The sequence below is a fragment of the Sphingomonas ginkgonis genome (assembly GCF_003970925.1).
Taxonomy (GTDB): Bacteria; Pseudomonadota; Alphaproteobacteria; order Sphingomonadales; family Sphingomonadaceae; genus Sphingomicrobium; species Sphingomicrobium ginkgonis.
The window spans coordinates 1,335,321-1,352,325 of sequence record NZ_RWJF01000001.1 but is presented as its reverse complement, the minus strand read 5'-3'; the positions used below and the strand labels follow the sequence as shown (position 1 = coordinate 1,352,325).

20 protein-coding genes and 1 tRNA gene are annotated in these 17,005 nt (G+C 69.1%); 12 read left to right on the top strand and 9 right to left on the bottom strand.

Going from position 1 to position 17,005, the window contains the following annotated elements; genetic code table 11:
- Genes rpiB through HMF7854_RS06540 form a run of 4 tightly spaced genes read left to right on the top strand, consistent with a single transcriptional unit; the run spans position 1 to position 2,946 of the window.
- Positions 1 to 447, top strand: coding sequence for a ribose 5-phosphate isomerase B (gene rpiB / locus HMF7854_RS06555; RefSeq protein WP_126718362.1), 447 nt, complete (start codon positions 1 to 3; stop codon positions 445 to 447).
- Positions 447 to 1,751, top strand: coding sequence for a serine hydroxymethyltransferase (locus tag HMF7854_RS06550; protein WP_126718361.1), 1,305 nt, complete (start codon positions 447 to 449; stop codon positions 1,749 to 1,751). The genes rpiB and HMF7854_RS06550 overlap by 1 nt, the downstream gene beginning before the upstream one ends.
- Entirely contained in the window at positions 1,751 to 2,230 is a 480-nt protein-coding gene (nrdR, locus tag HMF7854_RS06545; protein WP_126718360.1) for a transcriptional regulator NrdR, read from the top strand. The genes HMF7854_RS06550 and nrdR overlap by 1 nt, the downstream gene beginning before the upstream one ends.
- Positions 2,227 to 2,946, top strand: coding sequence for an RNA methyltransferase (locus HMF7854_RS06540; protein ID WP_126718359.1), 720 nt, complete (start codon positions 2,227 to 2,229; stop codon positions 2,944 to 2,946). Before nrdR ends, HMF7854_RS06540 begins: the two co-directional genes overlap by 4 nt.
- Here HMF7854_RS06540 and HMF7854_RS06535 read toward each other — a convergent pair.
- Positions 2,943 to 3,254 carry a chorismate mutase gene (locus tag HMF7854_RS06535; protein ID WP_126718358.1) on the bottom strand — a complete coding sequence of 104 codons (312 nt, stop codon included), beginning with the start codon at positions 3,252 to 3,254 and terminating at the stop codon, positions 2,943 to 2,945. The genes HMF7854_RS06540 and HMF7854_RS06535 overlap by 4 nt on opposite strands.
- Before the next feature lie 165 nt (positions 3,255 to 3,419).
- On the opposite strand from HMF7854_RS06535, the gene rpsD reads away from it, so the two are divergent.
- A complete protein-coding gene (gene rpsD, locus HMF7854_RS06530; protein ID WP_126718357.1) occupies positions 3,420 to 4,034 on the top strand; it encodes a 30S ribosomal protein S4 in 615 nt (204 codons plus the stop codon).
- A 62-nt stretch (positions 4,035 to 4,096) separates the two neighbouring features.
- Here the strand turns inward: rpsD and HMF7854_RS06525 are convergent, their stop codons facing one another.
- Positions 4,097 to 6,073: a S9 family peptidase gene (locus HMF7854_RS06525; protein ID WP_126718356.1), complete on the bottom strand. Its 1,977-nt coding sequence runs from the start codon at positions 6,071 to 6,073 to the stop codon at positions 4,097 to 4,099.
- 124 nt (positions 6,074 to 6,197) lie between these two features.
- Between HMF7854_RS06525 and HMF7854_RS06520 the strand changes: the two genes are divergently transcribed.
- Complete coding sequence (locus tag HMF7854_RS06520) at positions 6,198 to 7,172, top strand: agmatine deiminase family protein (protein WP_126718355.1); 975 nt, start codon at positions 6,198 to 6,200, stop codon at positions 7,170 to 7,172.
- Between the two features lie 36 nt (positions 7,173 to 7,208).
- Complete coding sequence (gene aguB, locus HMF7854_RS06515; protein WP_126718354.1) at positions 7,209 to 8,060, top strand: N-carbamoylputrescine amidase; 852 nt, start codon at positions 7,209 to 7,211, stop codon at positions 8,058 to 8,060.
- On the opposite strand, the gene HMF7854_RS06510 is transcribed toward aguB, so the two are convergent.
- Both HMF7854_RS06510 and HMF7854_RS06505 read right to left on the bottom strand, forming a co-directional pair.
- Positions 8,057 to 8,554, bottom strand: a complete 498-nt coding sequence (locus HMF7854_RS06510) for a GNAT family N-acetyltransferase (protein ID WP_239016867.1) — start codon at positions 8,552 to 8,554, stop codon at positions 8,057 to 8,059. The genes aguB and HMF7854_RS06510 overlap by 4 nt on opposite strands.
- Entirely contained in the window at positions 8,547 to 9,209 is a 663-nt protein-coding gene (locus HMF7854_RS06505) for a uracil-DNA glycosylase (protein ID WP_126718353.1), read from the bottom strand. The genes HMF7854_RS06510 and HMF7854_RS06505 overlap by 8 nt, the downstream gene beginning before the upstream one ends.
- Before the next feature lie 110 nt (positions 9,210 to 9,319).
- On the opposite strand from HMF7854_RS06505, the gene folK reads away from it, so the two are divergent.
- From folK to HMF7854_RS06490, 3 genes are all read left to right on the top strand, one after another.
- Complete coding sequence (folK, locus tag HMF7854_RS06500; protein WP_126718352.1) at positions 9,320 to 9,802, top strand: 2-amino-4-hydroxy-6-hydroxymethyldihydropteridine diphosphokinase; 483 nt, start codon at positions 9,320 to 9,322, stop codon at positions 9,800 to 9,802.
- A gap of 16 nt (positions 9,803 to 9,818) precedes the next feature.
- Positions 9,819 to 9,894: transfer RNA gene (locus HMF7854_RS06495), tRNA-Lys, on the top strand.
- Positions 9,895 to 10,256: 362 nt separating this feature from the next.
- The gene (locus HMF7854_RS06490; protein WP_185829193.1) at positions 10,257 to 11,294 is read left to right on the top strand and encodes an acyltransferase family protein; all 1,038 of its coding nucleotides are present in this window, start codon (positions 10,257 to 10,259) and stop codon (positions 11,292 to 11,294) included.
- Here the strand turns inward: HMF7854_RS06490 and HMF7854_RS06485 are convergent.
- Positions 11,291 to 12,283, bottom strand: a complete 993-nt coding sequence (locus HMF7854_RS06485; protein WP_126718350.1) for a retropepsin-like aspartic protease — start codon at positions 12,281 to 12,283, stop codon at positions 11,291 to 11,293. The genes HMF7854_RS06490 and HMF7854_RS06485 overlap by 4 nt on opposite strands.
- A gap of 199 nt (positions 12,284 to 12,482) precedes the next feature.
- Here HMF7854_RS06485 and HMF7854_RS06480 point away from each other — a divergent pair, with 199 nt between their 5' ends.
- Positions 12,483 to 13,112 carry a PilZ domain-containing protein gene (locus HMF7854_RS06480; RefSeq protein WP_239017026.1) on the top strand — a complete coding sequence of 210 codons (630 nt, stop codon included), beginning with the start codon at positions 12,483 to 12,485 and terminating at the stop codon, positions 13,110 to 13,112.
- Positions 13,113 to 13,259: 147 nt separating this feature from the next.
- On the opposite strand, the gene HMF7854_RS06475 is transcribed toward HMF7854_RS06480, so the two are convergent.
- Positions 13,260 to 13,673 carry a PilZ domain-containing protein gene (locus HMF7854_RS06475; RefSeq protein ID WP_126718348.1) on the bottom strand — a complete coding sequence of 138 codons (414 nt, stop codon included), beginning with the start codon at positions 13,671 to 13,673 and terminating at the stop codon, positions 13,260 to 13,262.
- A 48-nt stretch (positions 13,674 to 13,721) separates the two neighbouring features.
- On the opposite strand from HMF7854_RS06475, the gene HMF7854_RS06470 reads away from it, so the two are divergent.
- Positions 13,722 to 14,333 carry a phosphatase PAP2 family protein gene (locus HMF7854_RS06470; RefSeq protein ID WP_126718347.1) on the top strand — a complete coding sequence of 204 codons (612 nt, stop codon included), beginning with the start codon at positions 13,722 to 13,724 and terminating at the stop codon, positions 14,331 to 14,333.
- Here the strand turns inward: HMF7854_RS06470 and HMF7854_RS06465 are convergent.
- The 3 genes from HMF7854_RS06465 to gcvPB are packed head-to-tail and all read right to left on the bottom strand — an operon-like array spanning position 14,330 to position 17,005.
- Positions 14,330 to 14,926, bottom strand: coding sequence for a DUF938 domain-containing protein (locus HMF7854_RS06465; protein ID WP_126718346.1), 597 nt, complete (start codon positions 14,924 to 14,926; stop codon positions 14,330 to 14,332). The genes HMF7854_RS06470 and HMF7854_RS06465 overlap by 4 nt on opposite strands.
- Complete coding sequence (locus tag HMF7854_RS06460) at positions 14,923 to 15,435, bottom strand: CcdC protein domain-containing protein (RefSeq protein WP_126718345.1); 513 nt, start codon at positions 15,433 to 15,435, stop codon at positions 14,923 to 14,925. The genes HMF7854_RS06465 and HMF7854_RS06460 overlap by 4 nt, the downstream gene beginning before the upstream one ends.
- Before the next feature lies 1 nt (position 15,436).
- The gene (gene gcvPB, locus HMF7854_RS06455; protein WP_126720099.1) at positions 15,437 to 17,005 is read right to left on the bottom strand and encodes an aminomethyl-transferring glycine dehydrogenase subunit GcvPB; all 1,569 of its coding nucleotides are present in this window, start codon (positions 17,003 to 17,005) and stop codon (positions 15,437 to 15,439) included.

Below are 17,005 nucleotides of genomic sequence, written 5' to 3'. Positions count from 1 at the left end.
ATGCGCATCGCCCTTTCTGCCGACCATGCCGGCTACCCGCTCAAGGACGAGCTTGCGCGCTGGCTGGCCGAATCGGGCCACGAGACCATCGACCTCGGCACCCACAGCGGCGACAGCGTCGACTATCCGCGGTTTGGGCTCGCGCTGGCCGAGGCGCTCGCCGCCGGTCGTGCCGAGCGCGGGATCGCGGTCTGCGGGTCGGGCATCGGGATCTCGATCGCCGCCAACCGCCATCCCGCGTGCCGCTGCGCCCGCGTCGACGACCCCCTCTCCGCCACCCTCGCCCGCCAGCACAACGACGCCAATGCGATCGCCCTCGGCGCACGGCTGATCGGGTCCGACATGGCGAAGGCGATCGTGCTTGCCTTTCTCGACACCGGCTTCGAAGGCGGCCGCCACCGGCGCCGCGTCGACCTCCTTTCCCACCAGCTTCAGGACAGCGACTGATGGCCACCGCCGCGAACTTGAACGACGTCCAGCCCGACGGCTTCTTCACCCGCAGTCTCGCCGACGCCGACCGGGCGGTCGCCGAGGCGGTCCTCAGCGAACTCACCCGCGAGCAGACCCAGATCGAGCTGATCGCGTCGGAGAACATCGTCTCCAGGGCCGTGCTGGAGGCGCAGGGCTCGGTGCTCACCAACAAATATGCGGAAGGCTATCCGGGCCGCCGCTACTATCAGGGCTGCGCGCCCTCCGACGCGGTGGAGCAGCTCGCGATCGACCGCGCCAAGCAGCTGTTCGGCTGCGGCTTCGCCAACGTCCAGCCGCACTCGGGCGCGCAGGCCAACGGCGCGGTGATGATGGCGCTGCTCAAGCCCGGCGACACCATCCTCGGAATGAGCCTCGCCGCCGGCGGCCACCTCACCCACGGCGCCCCGCCTGCCCAGTCCGGCAAGTGGTTCAACGCAGTCCAGTACGGCGTCCGCCACGACGATCACCTCGTCGATTTCGACGAGGTCGAGCGCCTCGCCGCCGAGCATCAGCCCAAGCTGATCATCGCCGGTGGCTCGGCCTATCCGCGTCACCTCGACTTCGCCCGCTTCCGCGCCATCGCGGACAGCGTCGGGGCCGTGCTGATGGTCGACATGGCGCACTTCGCCGGGCTCGTCGCCGCGGGCGAGCACCCAACGCCGTTCGGCCACGCCCACGTCGTCACCACCACCACCCACAAGACACTCCGCGGCCCGCGCGGCGGCATGGTGCTGACCGACGACGAGGGCATCGCCAAGAAGATCAACTCGGCCGTCTTCCCCGGCCTTCAGGGCGGTCCGCTGATGCACGTCATCGCGGCCAAGGCGGTGTCCTTCGGCGAGGCACTGCAGCCCGAGTTCAAGACCTATGCGCAGGCGGTGGTCCGCAACGCCCGCACGCTTGCCAACCGGCTGAAGGAGCGCGGTGCCGATCTCGTCGCGGGCGGGACCGACACCCATCTCGCGCTGGTCGACCTTCGCCCGCTCGGGATCACCGGCAAGGACGCCGACGAGAGCCTCGAGCGTGCCGGCATCACCTGCAACAAGAACGGCGTTCCGTTCGATCCGCTGCCGCCGGTGCAGACCAGCGGCATCCGCGTCGGCTCGCCGGCCGGCACCACTCGCGGCTTCGGCGAACAGGAATTCTCGCAGATCGCGGACATGGTCGCCGACGTGCTCGACGGCCTCAAGGCCAGCGGCCTCGAGGGCAATGCCGCGGTGGAGCAGGCCGTGAACGCCCGCGTCCGTGACCTGTGCGCGCGCTTCCCTATCTATAGCTGATGCGCTGCCCCTTCTGCGCCCACGAGAATAGCCAGGTGAAGGACAGCCGCCCGTCGGAAGACGCGGCGGCGATCCGCCGTCGCCGTCAGTGCGAGGGTTGCGGCGCGCGCTTCACCACCTTCGAGCGGGTCCAGCTGCGCGAACTGACCGTCATCAAGAAGGACGGCAAGCGCGAGCCGTTCGATCGCGCCAAGCTGGAGCGGGCGATCGGCCATGCCTGCCGCAAGCGCGACATCGGCGCCGACAAGATCGACCGGCTGGTTTCGGGCGTCCAGCGCCAGCTTGAGACCCGCGGCGACGAGGTCCGGACGGCGGAGATCGGCGAGGCGGTCATGGCCGGGCTGAAGAGCCTCGACCATGTCGCCTACATCCGCTTCGCGAGCATCTACAAGGACTTCAGCGACCCGGGCGACTTCGCCGAGATCGCCGAGCGGGTCGAGAAGGAGACCGTTCCGCCGAACCAGGACAAGCTGCTGTGACGGGCGAGAAGCCCGTCATCGTCCTCGTCCGTCCGCAGCTTGGCCAGAACATCGGCAAGGCCGCGCGAGCGATGCTCAACTTCGGGCTGACGGAGCTTCGGCTGGTCGCCCCGCGCGACGGCTGGCCCAACCCGGAGGCCGGCCCGGCGGCGAGCGGCGCCGACGTGGTGCTCGGGCGGGCGGAGGTCTTCGACAGCGTCGCCGACGCGGTCGCCGACTGCTCGGCCGTTTATGCGTCGACGGTCCGCCGCCGCGATCTGATGATGCCGGTGGTCGGCCCCGAGCAGATGGCCGCCGCTATCCGCTCCCTGCGCGGCCGCGCCGCCATCCTGTTCGGGCCCGAGCGCTCGGGGCTGGCGACCGAAGACGTCGCGCTCGCCACCGCGATCGTGACGGTGCCGATCAACCCCGAGTTCGGCAGCTTGAACCTTGCGCAGGCGGTGATCCTGCTCGCCTACGAATGGTCGCGCGGCAGCGACCTGGCCCAGCCCCCCGCCAAGGAGCTGGAGGCGCCGGCCCCGCAGAAGGACCTCGACGGCCTGGTCGGCCAGCTCGAAGATCATCTCGAGGCGGCCCATTATTTCTTCCCGCCCGAGCGGACGGTCGCGACCAGGCAGACGATCCGCACGATCCTGACCAAGGCGCGCTGGTCGAGTCGCGAGATCAACGCCGTTCGCGGGATGCTGCGCGCGATCGCCGAGCCGCGGCGGCGCTAGGCCGCGCGGGTTCGGTCGTACTCCGCCAGTTCGTACGCGATGCTGGTCTCGATCAGGTCCTCGTAGATGCGCGACATCAGCGCCCGATCGATGCCAGCCGCCTCGGCCGCCGCGTCCACCCTGTGCTTGACCTCCGCCTTCCGGCCCTCGTCGCGGACGGCGCCGCGGTCCAGCTTGATCCGCGCCGCCGCGTCCATGTAGCCGAAGCGGCGGGCGATCAGGGCGACGATCTGCCGGTCGACGTCGTCGACGCCGGCGCGGACCTCGGTCATGGTTCGGCAGATTTCGGGGGAAAGCACATCGGTCATGGCGCGCCCCATGCCCGCGCAACCTTGACCTGAGCAAGCCCTGCGGCTAGTGGCGCGCCTTCGCAATTGGCCCCGCACGTCCGGTGAAGCGGTGGCCCTGTCTGATCCCTGGTGGTCGGAGCAGCGCGGTTCCGGGCAGTTTGACAACGCAATTGGAGTGCATTCATGTCTAAGCGCAGCAGCGCCAAGTACAAGCTTGATCGGCGGATGGGCGAGAACGTCTTCGGTCGTCCGAAGAGCCCGGTCAACCGCCGCGAGTACGGCCCCGGCCAGCACGGCCAGCGCCGCAAGGGCAAGATGAGCGACTTCGGCCTGCAGCTGCGGGCCAAGCAGAAGCTCAAGGGCTATTACGGCGACATCACCGAGAAGCAGTTCAAGCGGACCTTCTTCGAGGCGAGCAAGATGAAGGGCGACGCGTCGCAGAACCTCATCGGGCTGCTCGAGCGCCGGCTCGACATGGTCGTCTACCGCGCCAAGTTCGCGCCGACGATCTGGGCCGCGCGCCAGCTGGTCAGCCACGGTCACATCCGCGTCAACGGGGTGAAGTGCAACATCGCCTCGCGCCGGGTGAACGTCGGGGACCTGATCGAGCTCGGCTCTAAGGCGCAGGAAATGGCGCTGGTGCTCGAGGCGCAGAGCCTGGCCGAGCGCGACGTTCCCGATTATGTCGTCGCGGACGGCGCCGCCAAGGTCAGCTTCAACCGCGTTCCGACGCTCGACGAGGTGCCCTACCCCGTCCGCATGGAGCCGAACCTGGTCGTCGAGTTCTACTCGCGCTGATCAAGCTGAGAGGCTGAAGCCAAAGAAGGGGGCGGCTCGCGGGAGCCGCCCCCTTTTTCGTGTCAGTGCCCGATGGTGCTGTCGAGCAGCTCGCCGAGCTTGGTCAGCATCTCGATCCGCACGACGCTGTCGTCGAGCTGGTGATCGAGCCCCTTGTAGCGGAGATACTGGACCTTCTTGCCGGCGCCGGACAGCGCGGCGTTCATCCGGTCGCTCTGCGTGATCGCGACATTGATGTCCTGGTCGCCATGGACCAGCAGCACCGGGACGCTGATGGCGGCTGCGTGGCGCAGCGGCGATCCGTCGACGATGTGCGGACCCGTCCCGACAAACTGCTCCACCAGCTTGGCGTTGGTATATTGCGCCGCGTCGGTCTTGAGCTCGGCAAGGTCGGTGACCGGCGCAATCGCCGCCACCGCGCGATAGAGCGTCGGCTCGGTCGCCGCCGACTGGAGCGCGGCATAGCCCCCGTAGGACCAGCCGACGACCGCCAGCCGCTTGGGATCGGCGATCTTGGCCGTGACCAGGTAGCGGGCCGCGGCATCGATGTCGCCGATCGAGGTCCGCCAGCTCTGGAAGCCGTTCTTCATCAGCCAGGCATCGCCGAAACCGGCCGAGCCGCGATAATTCGGCTGGATCACGGCGTAACCGCGCGCGGCGAGGAACTGCGGCAGCCAGTCGAAGCCCCACTCGTCACGAGCACTCGGGCCACCGTGCGGCAGAACGACCGCGGGCAGGTCGGCTGCCTGCTTGCCGACCGGCAGGGTGAGATAGGCCGGCACCATCGTCCCGTCGGCCGCCGGAAAGGACACGCTCTTGACCCGCGCAAGTGGCCGGCCGTCCAGCACGCTGCGGCTGGCGAACAGCTCGTTGAGCTCTCGGCTCTTCTTCTTGAAGACATAGAAGCGGCCCGGATCATTGTCGCTGCCGGCCGACAGGAGCAGCTGCGAGCCGTCGCTGCTGGAGCCCGCGAAATCGACCATCGGCAGGTTCGGCAGGGTCTTGCCGAGCGCTTCCGACAGAGCCTTGAACTCGGGGTCGAAGTAGACCGCCGAACGCTCGGACTCGGCGTAGGTGTAGCCGATGACCTTCTGCCCGCGGCCCGCCCGGATGACATTGTCGATGTCGACCTTGGGATTGGACGCCACCAGCTCCGTGGCGAGGCTGCCGTCCAGCTTGGTGCGGTACAGCGCCATCCGCCCGTCGAGCTTCTTGAGCACGTAGATCGTGTTCAGGCCCGCATCGATCGCCAGCGGCTGGTAATCGTCGCCGCTGACATAGTCGGCCAGCACCTTCCAGTCGCGGCTGCCATCGGCGCGATAATAATATTTGTAGCGACCGGTCAGCATGCCGGAGTCGCCGCGCGTCTCCACCATCGACTTGAGGCGGACATGCCCCACACCATCGGTCATGTAGCCGTCCACGCCGGTCGCGGGCTGCTCGATCGTCGTGACCTTGAGGGTCCGAGTGTCCAACAGGTCGACGCCGAGGCCTTGCTGCGACCGGACCATGCGCGTGCCGATCTTGCCCTCCTCCGGAACGTAGGAACGCTGCATCAGGACCTGGCCGTCGCTGCCCGACCGCCAGTCGAGGATCGACCCGTCGTCCTGACGCAGCCCCGCATCGTAGAAGGAGTTCTGCTGGCCCAGCTCCTTCGCGTTCTTGCCATCGAGATCCATCGCGACCAGTCGCGAGAAGCCCGCCAATACGCCGTTGACGCTGACGTTCGCCGTGAACCGGCAGACCAGCCGCGTGTCGGAGGCAAACCGGCACCAGCGCAGCGTTTCCGGATTGGCGTTGCTGACGGCGATCGGGTGGCTGTCCGCCTTGGCGAGATCGACCACCATCACGGCGGACCAGCGGTCCTTGGCCGGGGCGACATAAACCGCCTTTGTCCCGTCCGGCGAGATGTCGAGGCCCTTGACCTCTTCGCGGCTGCCGAAGGCACGGGCATCTTCCGCGAGTGGCCGAATACCCGACGCGGCGACCTGCGCAAGTAATGAAGAGCTGCTGACCAGTGCGAGTGCAGCAGCCGACAAGTGTAAGCAACGCATAACAAGGATCCCCCTTTTGCCAATCGGCAAGCCCATGTTTGCGCTTGTGGAACGACTTGGCAAGTCACCCGCTTGGCGCGCCCCGGCGCGGCTGTTAGGCGCCTCCGCCATGACCCAAGCTCCCCTGCCCGAATGGGCGCCGCACGAAGCCGTGTGGATCGGTTTTCCAAGCGCCGCCGACCTCTGGCTTGACGATCTCGCGCCGGCGCAGGCGGAGGTCGCCGCCTTCGCCGCCGCCGTCCATGCCGGCGGCCAGGGGGAAGACGTCAGGCTGGTCGCGGCCGATGAGGCTGCCGCCGCCGCGGCGCGGCGCCTGGCGCCCTTCGCCACGGTCATCGTCGAGCCGTTCGGCGACATCTGGCTGCGCGACACGGGGCCGATCCTGCTCGGCAGCGGCGGAAAGCGACGGGCGCGCGGCTTCGGCTTCAACGGCTGGGGCGGCAAGTACGACCTCCCCGGCGACGACAGCATTGGCGAGCGTCTCGCCCGTTCCGCGGCGCTGCCCTACAGCAAGGCAGGCTGGATCCTCGAGGGCGGCGCGGTGGACGGAGACGGGACCGGGCTGGCCGTCACCACCGAGCAGTGCCTGCTCAACGAGAACCGCAATCCGGGCCTGTCCCGGCGCGACGTCGAGCGCAAGCTGGCCGAGGACCTCGGCTTCGATCGCGTGGTCTGGCTCGGCGAGGGCCTCGCCAACGACCATACCGACGGCCATGTCGACAACCTCGCCCGCTTCGTGGCGCCCGGCACGGTGGCGCTTCCGGATTCCGCCGCCGACGACCCCAACGCCGCTGTCTATGCCGACGCCGCGGCGAGGCTGCGCGCGGCCGGCGTGCAGCTTGTCGCCCTGCCCTCGCCCGGCCGGATCGAAGTCGACGGCGAGGCCGTCCCGGCGAGCTACATGAACTTCTACATCGGCAACGCGGCGGTGGTTGTTCCGCTCTACGGGAGCGAACAGGACGAGGCGGCCGTTCGCGCCATTGGAGCGCTGTTCCCGGGCCGCGAGGCCGTTGGCCTCCGCGCCGACCATATCCTCACCGGTGGCGGCAGCTTCCACTGCATCAGCCAGCAGATCCCCGCCTAGCTCGCAATCGTCCCCGGCAGCCACTAGATCGCGCTCATGACCAGCATCACCGTCGCCGCCATCCAGCTCGCCTTCGGCGAGGACACGTCCGAGAACATCCGCAACGTGTCCGACCTTGTCCGCGAGGCGGCGCGCAAGGGCGCGGAGGTCGTTCTTCCGCCCGAGCTGTTCGAGGGACCCTATTTCTGCCGGGTCGAGGACGAGGGCCTGTTCGCGACCGCGCGCCGGACGCACGAGCATCCCAGCGTCCTCGCGATGCAGGCGCTCGCCGCGGAGCTGAAGATCTGGATTCCGACCAGCTATTTCGAGCTGGACGGGCCGCACCACTACAACAGCCTTGCCATGATCGGCCCGGACGGGGCGATCGTCGGCAACTACCGCAAGAGCCACATCCCCGACGGCCCGGGCTACGAGGAGAAGTTCTACTTCCGACCCGGCAATACCGGCTTCAAGGTGTGGGACGGTCCGGACCGTACGACGCTCGGTGTCGGCGTCTGCTGGGACCAGTGGTACCCGGAGGTCGCCCGCACGATGATGCTGATGGGCGCCGACATCCTCTTCTACCCGACCGCGATCGGCACCGAGCCGCACGACCCCGACCTCGACACCTCGCGCCTCTGGCGGCGAGCGATGATCGGACATGCAGTCAGCAACGTCGTGCCCGTCGTCGCCGCCAACCGCATCGGCACCGAGCATGGCCAGCGCTTCTATGGCCACAGCTTCATCTGCGACGAGCGCGGCGACATCCAGGCAGAGTTCAGCGCGAACGAGACCGGGGTTCTCGTCGCTACCCTCGACCTTGATCAGGCCAAGCGCCACCGCGCCGCCTTCGGCTTCTTCCGCGACCGCCGCCCGGAACTCTACGGTCGGCTCACGCAGGACATCTAGAGCATCAACCGCCAATAGATGCTGTCGCACCACTCGGTGCCGATCAGCCAGGTCCGGCTCGCACGGCCGGTTTCGACAAAGCCATGGCGCTGCAGCAGCCGCATCGATGGCCCGTTGCGCGGATCGGTGTCGGCGGTGAGCTCGGTTCCATCGCTTGCCCGACGGTGCGCGATGAAGGCCGCCAACCCCTCGCTCGCGAGGCCCTGACCGCAGCAATCCGCAGCGAGAAGAAACCCGACTTCCGGTAGGCGGTGGCATCCAAGCTTGCCGATCACCTCGCCATTCCGCTCGACGATGAAGTCGTCGCTGGCCGGATCGCCGACTGAGCCCATCATCGAGGCCACCCACTCGCGGGTGACGGGAAGGCTTTCGTGCGGCAGGCTAGACCAGTAGCGCATCGTGGCCGGGTCCCGCATGATGCGGTGCATCGGCTCGGCGTCCTCGGGGACGGCGCGACGAAGCCGCAGCCGCGCGGTGCGGATTTCCTCAGCCACGCGATCGGCTCAGCGCCTTCGCGAACACCGCCTCGAACATCGGCGCGTTCAGCCGCCCGGTGTTCTGGTTATAGCGGCTGCAATGATAGCTGTCGAAGAGGGTCAGGCCACCCGGCAGCGCGTGCTCCGCCCCATGCGCGAACTTGGCCTTGGCGAGGGGCACGCCAAAACTCCGGCACAGCGTGTCATGCGCCACCTTGCCGAGCGCGACGAAGCTGCTCAACTTCGGCAATCCCGCGATCGCCTCCATCAGGAAGGGCCGGCAATTCGCCTCCTCCGCCGGAAGCGTCTTGTTCTGCGGCGGCAGGCATTTCACCGCGTTCAGGATCACCGCGCCCGTGAGCCGCAGATCGTCGGTGGGATCGGCGCCGTAATCTCCCTCCGCGAGCCCGAACTTCAACAGCGTCGCGTATAGCAGCTCGCCCGCGAAGTCGCCGGTGAACGGTCGCCCGGTCCGGTTCGCGCCATGCTTGCCCGGCGCCAGCCCGACCACCGCCAGCCAGGCCGCGGAATCGCCAAAGGCGGGCACCGGCGCGTTCCACCAGGCGGGATGCTCGGCCCGGCATTCGTGACGAAACTGGACCAGCCGCGGGCACAAAGGGCAGTCGCGCGGCGCCTCGGCCTGCGGAACGGGGGAGGAGAAGCTCTTGTCCACGCCCTTTCTTACCGGCCGAGCCAAGCTTGTCGAAGCCCTGTCCTTTGCCTAGCAGCGCCGCAGGAAAGGCAGCCCCTCGTTCAGCACGGGGTTGATGGGTCGGCTTGTCGGTGCAGCACTTCTACGCGGTCGCAATCGGCTCGAATCGTCCGCACGGCCGGCATGGCCGCCCCCCCGGCGTGGTCGCCGCCGCGGTTGCCGAACTCGACCGGCTGTTCACGCTGTTCGATGCCTCCCCGATCATCCTCAACCCGGCCGCCGGCGGCGCGGGCCGTGACTTCGCCAACGCCGTGGCCCTGGTCGAGAGCGCGCTCGCGCCCGAGCCGATGCTGGCGGCGCTGAAGGCGATCGAGCGCGACTTCGGGCGCCGGCCGGGCAGGCGCTGGGGCCCGCGTGTGCTCGACCTCGACCTGCTCGCCTGGGACGGCGGACGGCACGCCAGCCGCCGTCTCGTCATTCCTCACCAGGCGCTCGAGACCCGACCCTTCATGCTCGATCCACTCGCGGCGATCGCGCCCGGCTGGCGGCTGCGCGGCGGCCTGACCGCGCGTCACCTCGCGCACCGCCTTGCCCGCCGTCGCCCTCGCCGCTAGGGCACTCCCGGTGTGTGGGCCGTTAGCTCAGTCGGTAGAGCAACTGACTTTTAATCAGTAGGTCGCTGGTTCGAATCCAGCACGGCTCACCACGCTCCGGACATCGTCGATCAGCAGCGCGTGCTGCCGGACGGCCAGATATAGGCCCCCATGCGCGCCGCGCTTGCTGGCTATCAGTTTATGCAAGCTTCGAAGACGATCACGGCTAAATCCTCGGACGAACTGTCCACTTCACGACATTACTACATTCTTAATTTCGTCGCATCCATTATGGTTTCAGATGATGTTTTTCTTTGCTGCAGCTGGACAAGTAGTCCGGTGCTGGTGAGAGTAACCATCTAATACTCGATACGGCCTTCACGGACTGTATCCGTAGCTGGCATAAAGCGTGACTTACCCTTATATCTTCTCGGCGTCGGAAGCCTTTGCGGGAGCAGCCGAGAACAGGAGCAACGTGCTCCATGCAGACGCGCGCGCGTCGCTGCGGGTCGACACGCTGCGGGGGATCGCGTGCGTCCTGCTCATCCTCTTCCATGCGGTGGCCGAGGTCCGGCTGGCCAAACCGATGGCGCTCGACGGCCTTGCCCGTGCGAACGAGTTCGCCATCTTCCTCCGCATGCCGTTGTTCATTTTCCTGTCCGGCTATGTCTATGCCGCCCGGCCCGTTGAAGGACGGCAGGCTCTGCGCTTCCTCCAGCGCAAGGCGAGACGACTGCTGGTTCCGCTCGCCTTCGTGACGTTGCTCACGCTCGGGCTGCGCGCCACCTTCGGCCATGGGTCGTTCGGGAACCTGGCGCCCGATTTCGTCGCGGCGATCGCGCAACCCAGCTACCAGCTCTGGTTCGTCGAGGCCCTGTTCCTCATCTTCCTCGCGCTCGCCTGCGGAATGCAGCGCCTGCTGCACTCGGTCGCCGGATGCCTGCTGCTGATCGCCGCCGTTGCGGTCGGCGAGGTATTCGGGACGTCCACAATCCGGCTGTTCTCGGTCGGTCAGGCCATCCACTTCCTGCCCTACTTCGTGACCGGCGTCCTCGCCTTCGGACTCATCGATGCCAACGGGACGCCGCCCAGGACCAGGCTGCTCGCCGGCGCGGCCCTGTTGCTGATTGGTCTGCTCCGCTCGGCGCAGCTGCGGGGCCTCGAGATCGACAGTGCCGCCACTTCGATCGGCGCGCTGCTGTCGCTGCTCATCATGGCCCCGGTATCCTCATGGCTCACGTGGATCGGCCGGCGATCGATGGTCATCTATCTGTATCACGCGCTCGTCCTTGCGGCATTCACGCGAGTGCTCCCCGGGCCGCCGGCGGCAGTGCTCGCGCAGGTAATGGTCCTCGCCGTCCTCCTGCCGATCATGGTCGAAATGGCGGCGGAGCGCTGGCTTCCCGTCGTGCTGCCGCTGCTCGGCGGCCGCGCCCACCGGCCGCTACCATCCGCGCGGCAGGGTCTCCGCTTCACCTTGCGGCCACCGAGCCGAGCGGCGGAGTCGATCTAGGGCCGGATCGGCGGTGTGCCCCGCATCGCCAGCATCGGCCCGGGCGTCTCGGCGCTCCGCGGCAGGACGATCCGCAGCTTGCGCGCCGCGAAGTCGATCGCCATCCGGTCGAACGCCCGCATGGCGTTCATCCCCAGCAGCAGCGCCGGCCGCTGCTCCAGCCCCAGCGCCTTGAACGTGTGGGCGTTGGTGATGGCTATTTGGATGTTCTGGAGCGTAAAATCGCCCAGATCGAGCATATCGAGCATGGAATAGCTGCCCTGCAGCACCCCGCCGGTGACCGAGACCAGCTCGACCGGGCCGAGGTCGAGCAGGCGCCGCCGCCGCAACAGCCGGTCGCGCAGCGCGGGGTTGGCGATCGTCACCTGGCTCCCGGTGTCGATCACCACCGCCACCGGCACCCCGTCCGCCACCGCCTGGGTCAGGATCAGCCGCCCGCGGCGCTCGCGCGCGGTGACCGTCACCACATGCTCGTCGTCGCCGACCTCGATCCGCTGCCGCGCCGGGGTGATCGTCAGCCGGTTGGCGCGGAAGTCGAACAGCACCGAGCGCGCGCGCAGGCTGTCGACCCCGAGCAGCCCGTCCGCCCCCATGTCGACCCCGGACAATAGCGGCGCGTCGACGATCCGGACCGGCCGCTCGGCGAGGCTGAGCTGGCCGATCGTCACCGTCTCGACGAGGCTCTGGCCGGTCACGCTGTGGAGCTGCGCCGCGCTGCCCGCCGGGAGCCGGAGCGCGCCCGCCAGCTCGCGCGAGATGGCGGTCCGGTCGGCCCCGGTGTCTATCGCGAAGCGATAGGGCCCGCGCCCGTCGATTCGGACTGGCACCGTCATCCGGTCGAACAGGTCACTGCGGCCCTTGACGTCCACCGGCGCCGCCGCCGGGTCGACCGGCTGCGGCCCGGCGACGCTGTCGAAATGGGTGACCCCGGGCGGCTCGGCCGGAGCGGCGGCGGAGAGCAGCAGGGCAAGCGCGGGCAAGAGACGCATCGAACACCTCCTGAACCACGAGGCTACGCCGATGGTGGCGGCGGCGGAACGAGCTTTCGACGAACAGCCGCCGAGCGGATTGCCGCCGATCCGGCTCAGACTCTAATTTCTTGGTAAGCCTCGAATGTTAGCCAGGATTCACGTGTCGGAGGGAGCTTGGGGCCGGACTGCCCCTTGGTGGAGCGCAAGCGTGGACGAAATGCAGGTGGAGACGACACTCTATTCGCTGTCCGAGTCGGCGCCGCCGGTGCCGCGGGACCGGCGCGATGGCGAGCGCCACATGACGCTGTTCCGCGTCGGGTCGATGCTCGTCGAGGGCCGCCGCGAGCTGTGCCTGATCAAGAACATCAGCGCGGGCGGGATGATGGTGCGCGCCTATTGCGACCTGCCGGTCGGAACCCGCCTGACCATCGAGCTGAAGAGCGGCCAGCCGATCGTCGGCGAGGTGGGCTGGGTCCGCGAGTCCCAGATGGGGCTGAAGTTCGACCGCCCGATCGACGTCATCGAGATGCTGTCCAACAGCAGCGAGGGGCCGCGCCCGCGCATGCCGCGGGTCGAGATCACCGCCTATGCGATGGTCCGCGAGGGCGCCTCCACCTACCGGATGCGGGTCCACGACATCTCGCAGGGCGGGGTCAAGGTCGAGGGGACCGACACGCTCGGCCGCGATGCCGAGGTGGTGGTGACGCTGGGCACCCTGCCGCCGCAGCCCGGGACGGTGCGCTGGCGCGACGGACGCTTCACCGGGATCACCTTCAACCGGCTGCTGCCGCTGCCGGTGCTGGTCAGCTGGCTCCAGGAACAGCAGAACCGCAGCCGCGCCGCCTGAGCGCGGCGCCGGTCCGCTCGACTACCCGTCAGTCTTGAACGTCGCGAGCGGCCGCGTCGCCGCCGCGCGCGAAAAGCCGAGGCGTGTCTCCACCCAGCGGTACGATCGTCGGCGCACCCATGACGAGCGCGCGCGCCCGTCCCCGGCTCACTCCCCCGGAAGGTCGAACCCCGGCCGCCACATCCAGTCGCTGCCGAGCTTGCGCTCCTCGCTCGTCAACTGGCGCGAGGAGAGCCCCGGGCGCCGGAACTCCGGCGTCACTCGCGGCTTGGGGCTGGGAATGTGGCGCAGCACCGCTTCCGGCGCGAGATTCGAATCGAAGGCGATGCCGGCCTGCTTGCCGCGGGTCCAGGCGACGCGCCCGGCCACGCTCAGCTCCTGCCGCCGGAACACCACCGCGGCGCCGTCGACGGGAAGATGCTCGGACTCGACCAGCGCGCCTTCCGCGGAGAGGTTGCGCAGCTTGACGTCGAGCGACGCGCCGGAGAATTCCAGCGTCGCCGTCATGAACACGTTCGACCGACGCGATCGTCGATTCTGTACGCTTCCGATCTGGTCCATCCGCTACTTCTGCCATCCCCTTCGTAAAACATCGTTTAACGAGAAACCGTGACCAAGCGCAGCGCCCTTCTCCTCACCGCCTTTCTGCTCCTCCTGATCCTCGTCGCCTGGCTGGTCGGCGGCCCGTCCAACCCGGTCGACGTCGCGGTGGTGCGCTGGCTGATGAAGCAGCGGCTCGCGCACGAGTGGCTGGAGGACGTCGGCATCGGCCTGACCATGGCCGGGAGCAGCCCGACCACGGTCGGGATCGCGCTGCTCGGCGGCGCCTGGCTGCTGTGGAAGGACCGTCACCACCGCGGGCTGGTGTTCGCCGCGGTGATCCTCAGCGGGCGCGGGATGATCGAGCTGATCAAGGCGCTGGTCGGCCGCGCCCGCCCCGCGCTCGATCCGCACCCCGTCATCGTCCACAGCACCAGCTTCCCGAGCGGCCATTCGGGCAACTCGATGCTGGCGCTGCTGATGGCGGCGATGATCCTCGTTCCCGAGCGGCATCGGCGCCCGGCGGTCCTGCTCGCGGTGCTGGGCTCGGTGCTGGTGGGCATGAGCCGGCCGCTGCTCGGCGTCCACTGGCCGTCGGACGTGATCGCCGGCTGGTCGCTGGGCGCGGCCTGGGCGCTCGGCGGGGTCGCCATCCTCCGCCGCCAGAACCTGCCCCGCTAGACCTTCCGGAACAGCAGCATCCGGTTGTTCGCGGGCATGTCGCGCATCTGCGCGAAGGCGAAGCCTCGTTCCTCGGCCGCCTCGCGGAAGGTCCCGGTCCGCCGCAGCCCCCAGGCCGGGTCGCGGCGCCTGAGGTCGGCGTCGAACGCGAGGTTGCCCGGTGCCGTCTCCTCCCCGTCGACGATCCACGGACCGTAGAGGATCAGCGGCGCGCCGCTCGCCAGCAGTCGCGCCGACCCGTCCAGCAGCGCCAACGACGCCGCCCACGGGCTGATGTGGACCATGTTGATGCACAGCACCGCCGCCGCGTCGAGCACCGGCCAGTCGTCGCGTACGTCGAGGCGGAGCGGCGGCCGGAGGTTGGGCAGCCCTTCCTCGGTGCGCCAGGCGGCGATGGAGGCGAGCGCGGCATCGCTGGCGTCGCTCGGCTGCCACTCGATGGCGGAAAAGCGGCGGGCGAGGAAGAGCGCATGCTCGCCGGTGCCGCTGGCGATCTCGAGCACCGTTCCGCGCTCGGGCAGCCAGCCCTCGAGCACCGCGGCGATCGGCGCGCGGTTGCGGGCGGCGGCAGGGGACGACTGGGCGCCGCTCAAGCGGGGCGCGCGTGCTCGGCGAGAAGGCGGCGGGCGCGCAGCCCCATCTCGAGCCGGGTCAGGCTGAGCAGCCCAAGCGCGAAGCCGAGCAGCGCGTCGGTCACCATCAGCGCGGCGCCGCCGGCGTGCGGATCGGCCGGGAAGGCCTGCATCGCGACCCGGCGCAGGACCACGATCGCGATCAGCATGAACACGGCCGCGGGCGAGCTCTTCTGCCACACGGTGCCGGTCGCCTCGTCGACCCGGATCCCCATCATCCGGCCGCGCTGCCAGCCGAGCAGCCCGCCCATCAGCAGGGCGACCGCGAACAGCAGCCAGCCGATCCCGCCCGGCGGCGCGGTGGCGAGCACCACCCCGCACAGCAGGACGTAGAGCAGCGGGACGACCCACAGCATGGCGAGCTTGAGCGGCCGCTCGCGCCCGGCAGAGCGGAGCCGGAGCGCCATGACCACGCCGATGATCAGCAGCGGCAGAAGCGTCTGGAGCCAACTTCCGCTGCTGCCGTGCATCCTACCGGTCCCCCACTTCCGACGGCGTCGGCAGACCGGCCCCGTCCGGCGCCGGCTCGTCCCACGCCAGCACAGGCTTGCGCGCGGCGAGCGTCTCGTCAAGCCGGCGCCGCGGGGCGAAGCGCGGGGCGGCCTTGAGGCTCTCGTCGCCGGCGCGAGCCCGCTCGGCGATCGAGCGGAGCGCGGTGATGAACTGGTCGAGGTTGGCCCTGGACTCGGTCTCGGTCGGCTCGATCAGCATCGCGCCGTGGACGACCAGTGGGAAATACATGGTCATCGGGTGGAAGCCTTCGTCGATCAGCGCCTTGGCAACATCGATCGTGCTGAGGCCGCCGGCAAAGCCGCGGTCGGAGAAGATCGCCTCGTGCATGCACGGGCCGCTCTTCGCGAAGGGCGCGTCGAGCACGTCCTCGAGGCTGCGGAGGATGTAGTTGGCGTTGAGCACCGCGTCCTCGGCGACCTGGCGGAGGCCGTCGGCGCCGTGGCTGAGGATGTAGCTCAGCGCGCGGGTGAACATGCCCATCTGGCCGTGGAAGGCGACCATCCGGCCGAAGCTCTGCAGCTGGCCGCCGAAATGCTCCTGCGAGAAACGCTCGGCATCCTCCTCCTCGACGAGGTGAACGACGCCGTCGGCGGTGCGCGCCGTGTAGGGCAGCGGGGCGAACGCGCTCAGCGCTTCCGACAGGACCACCGGGCCGGAGCCCGGGCCGCCGCCGCCGTGCGGGGTGGAGAAGGTCTTATGGAGGTTGATGTGCATCGCGTCGACGCCGAGGTCGCCCGGGCGGACCTTGCCGACGATCGCGTTGAAGTTTGCCCCGTCGCAATAGACGAAGGCGCCGGCGGCGTGGACCGCATCGCTGATCTCGCGCATCTGCGGTTCGAACAGGCCGCAGGTGTTGGGGTTGGTGATCATCACCGCGGCGACGTCGGGGCCGAGCCGGGCCTTGAGTGCCTCGAGATCGACCCGGCCGGCCTCGGTCGCCGGGATGTTCTCGACCCGGTAGCCGCAGAAGGCGGCGGTCGCCGGATTGGTCCCGTGCGCGCTCTCGGGCACCAGCACGACCTGCCGCGCATCGCCCCGCGCCTCGAGCGCGGCGCGGATGCAGAGGAGGCCGCACAGCTCGCCATGGGCACCGGCCTTGGGGGTCATCGCCACGCCGTGCATGCCGGTCAGCCTGATCAGCCAGACGGCGAGCTCGTTGATGAGCTGGAGCGCGCCCTGCACCGTCTCGCGCGGGGCGAGCGGGTGGATGTCGGCGAAGCCGGGCAGCCGCGCCAATTTCTCGTTGAGGCGCGGGTTGTGCTTCATCGTGCACGAGCCGAGCGGGAAGAGACCGAGGTCGATCGCGTAGTTCTGCCGCGACAGGCGGGTGTAGTGGCGGACCGCCTCGGGCTCGGTGAGGCCCGGCAGGCCGATGTCGCCGCGGGCGAGCGCGCCGAGGCCGGCGGCGGCCGGAGCGGTGGTCTCGAAGTCGACCCCGGTCCGGTCGGTCGAGCCGATCTCGAACAGCAAAGGCTCCTCGAGCATCAGCGCGCGGTTGCCGGTGGTGGTGACGGGCGCGTCGCCCAT

Coding starts and splice junctions, on each gene's coding strand:
- rpiB (WP_126718362.1), top strand. CDS start 1: ATGCGCATCGCCCTTTCTGCCGACCATGCCGGCTACCCGCTCAAGGAC.
- HMF7854_RS06480 (WP_239017026.1), top strand. CDS start 12,483: ATGCAGGTGGAGACGACACTCTATTCGCTGTCCGAGTCGGCGCCGCCG.
- HMF7854_RS06485 (WP_126718350.1), bottom strand. CDS start 12,283: ATGCGTCTCTTGCCCGCGCTTGCCCTGCTGCTCTCCGCCGCCGCTCCG.
- gcvPB (WP_126720099.1), bottom strand. CDS start 17,005: ATGGGCGACGCGCCCGTCACCACCACCGGCAACCGCGCGCTGATGCTC.
- rpsD (WP_126718357.1), top strand. CDS start 3,420: ATGTCTAAGCGCAGCAGCGCCAAGTACAAGCTTGATCGGCGGATGGGC.
- HMF7854_RS06535 (WP_126718358.1), bottom strand. CDS start 3,254: ATGACCGATGTGCTTTCCCCCGAAATCTGCCGAACCATGACCGAGGTC.
- nrdR (WP_126718360.1), top strand. CDS start 1,751: ATGCGCTGCCCCTTCTGCGCCCACGAGAATAGCCAGGTGAAGGACAGC.
- HMF7854_RS06460 (WP_126718345.1), bottom strand. CDS start 15,435: ATGCACGGCAGCAGCGGAAGTTGGCTCCAGACGCTTCTGCCGCTGCTG.
- HMF7854_RS06475 (WP_126718348.1), bottom strand. CDS start 13,673: ATGGACCAGATCGGAAGCGTACAGAATCGACGATCGCGTCGGTCGAAC.
- HMF7854_RS06550 (WP_126718361.1), top strand. CDS start 447: ATGGCCACCGCCGCGAACTTGAACGACGTCCAGCCCGACGGCTTCTTC.
- aguB (WP_126718354.1), top strand. CDS start 7,209: ATGACCAGCATCACCGTCGCCGCCATCCAGCTCGCCTTCGGCGAGGAC.
- HMF7854_RS06520 (WP_126718355.1), top strand. CDS start 6,198: ATGACCCAAGCTCCCCTGCCCGAATGGGCGCCGCACGAAGCCGTGTGG.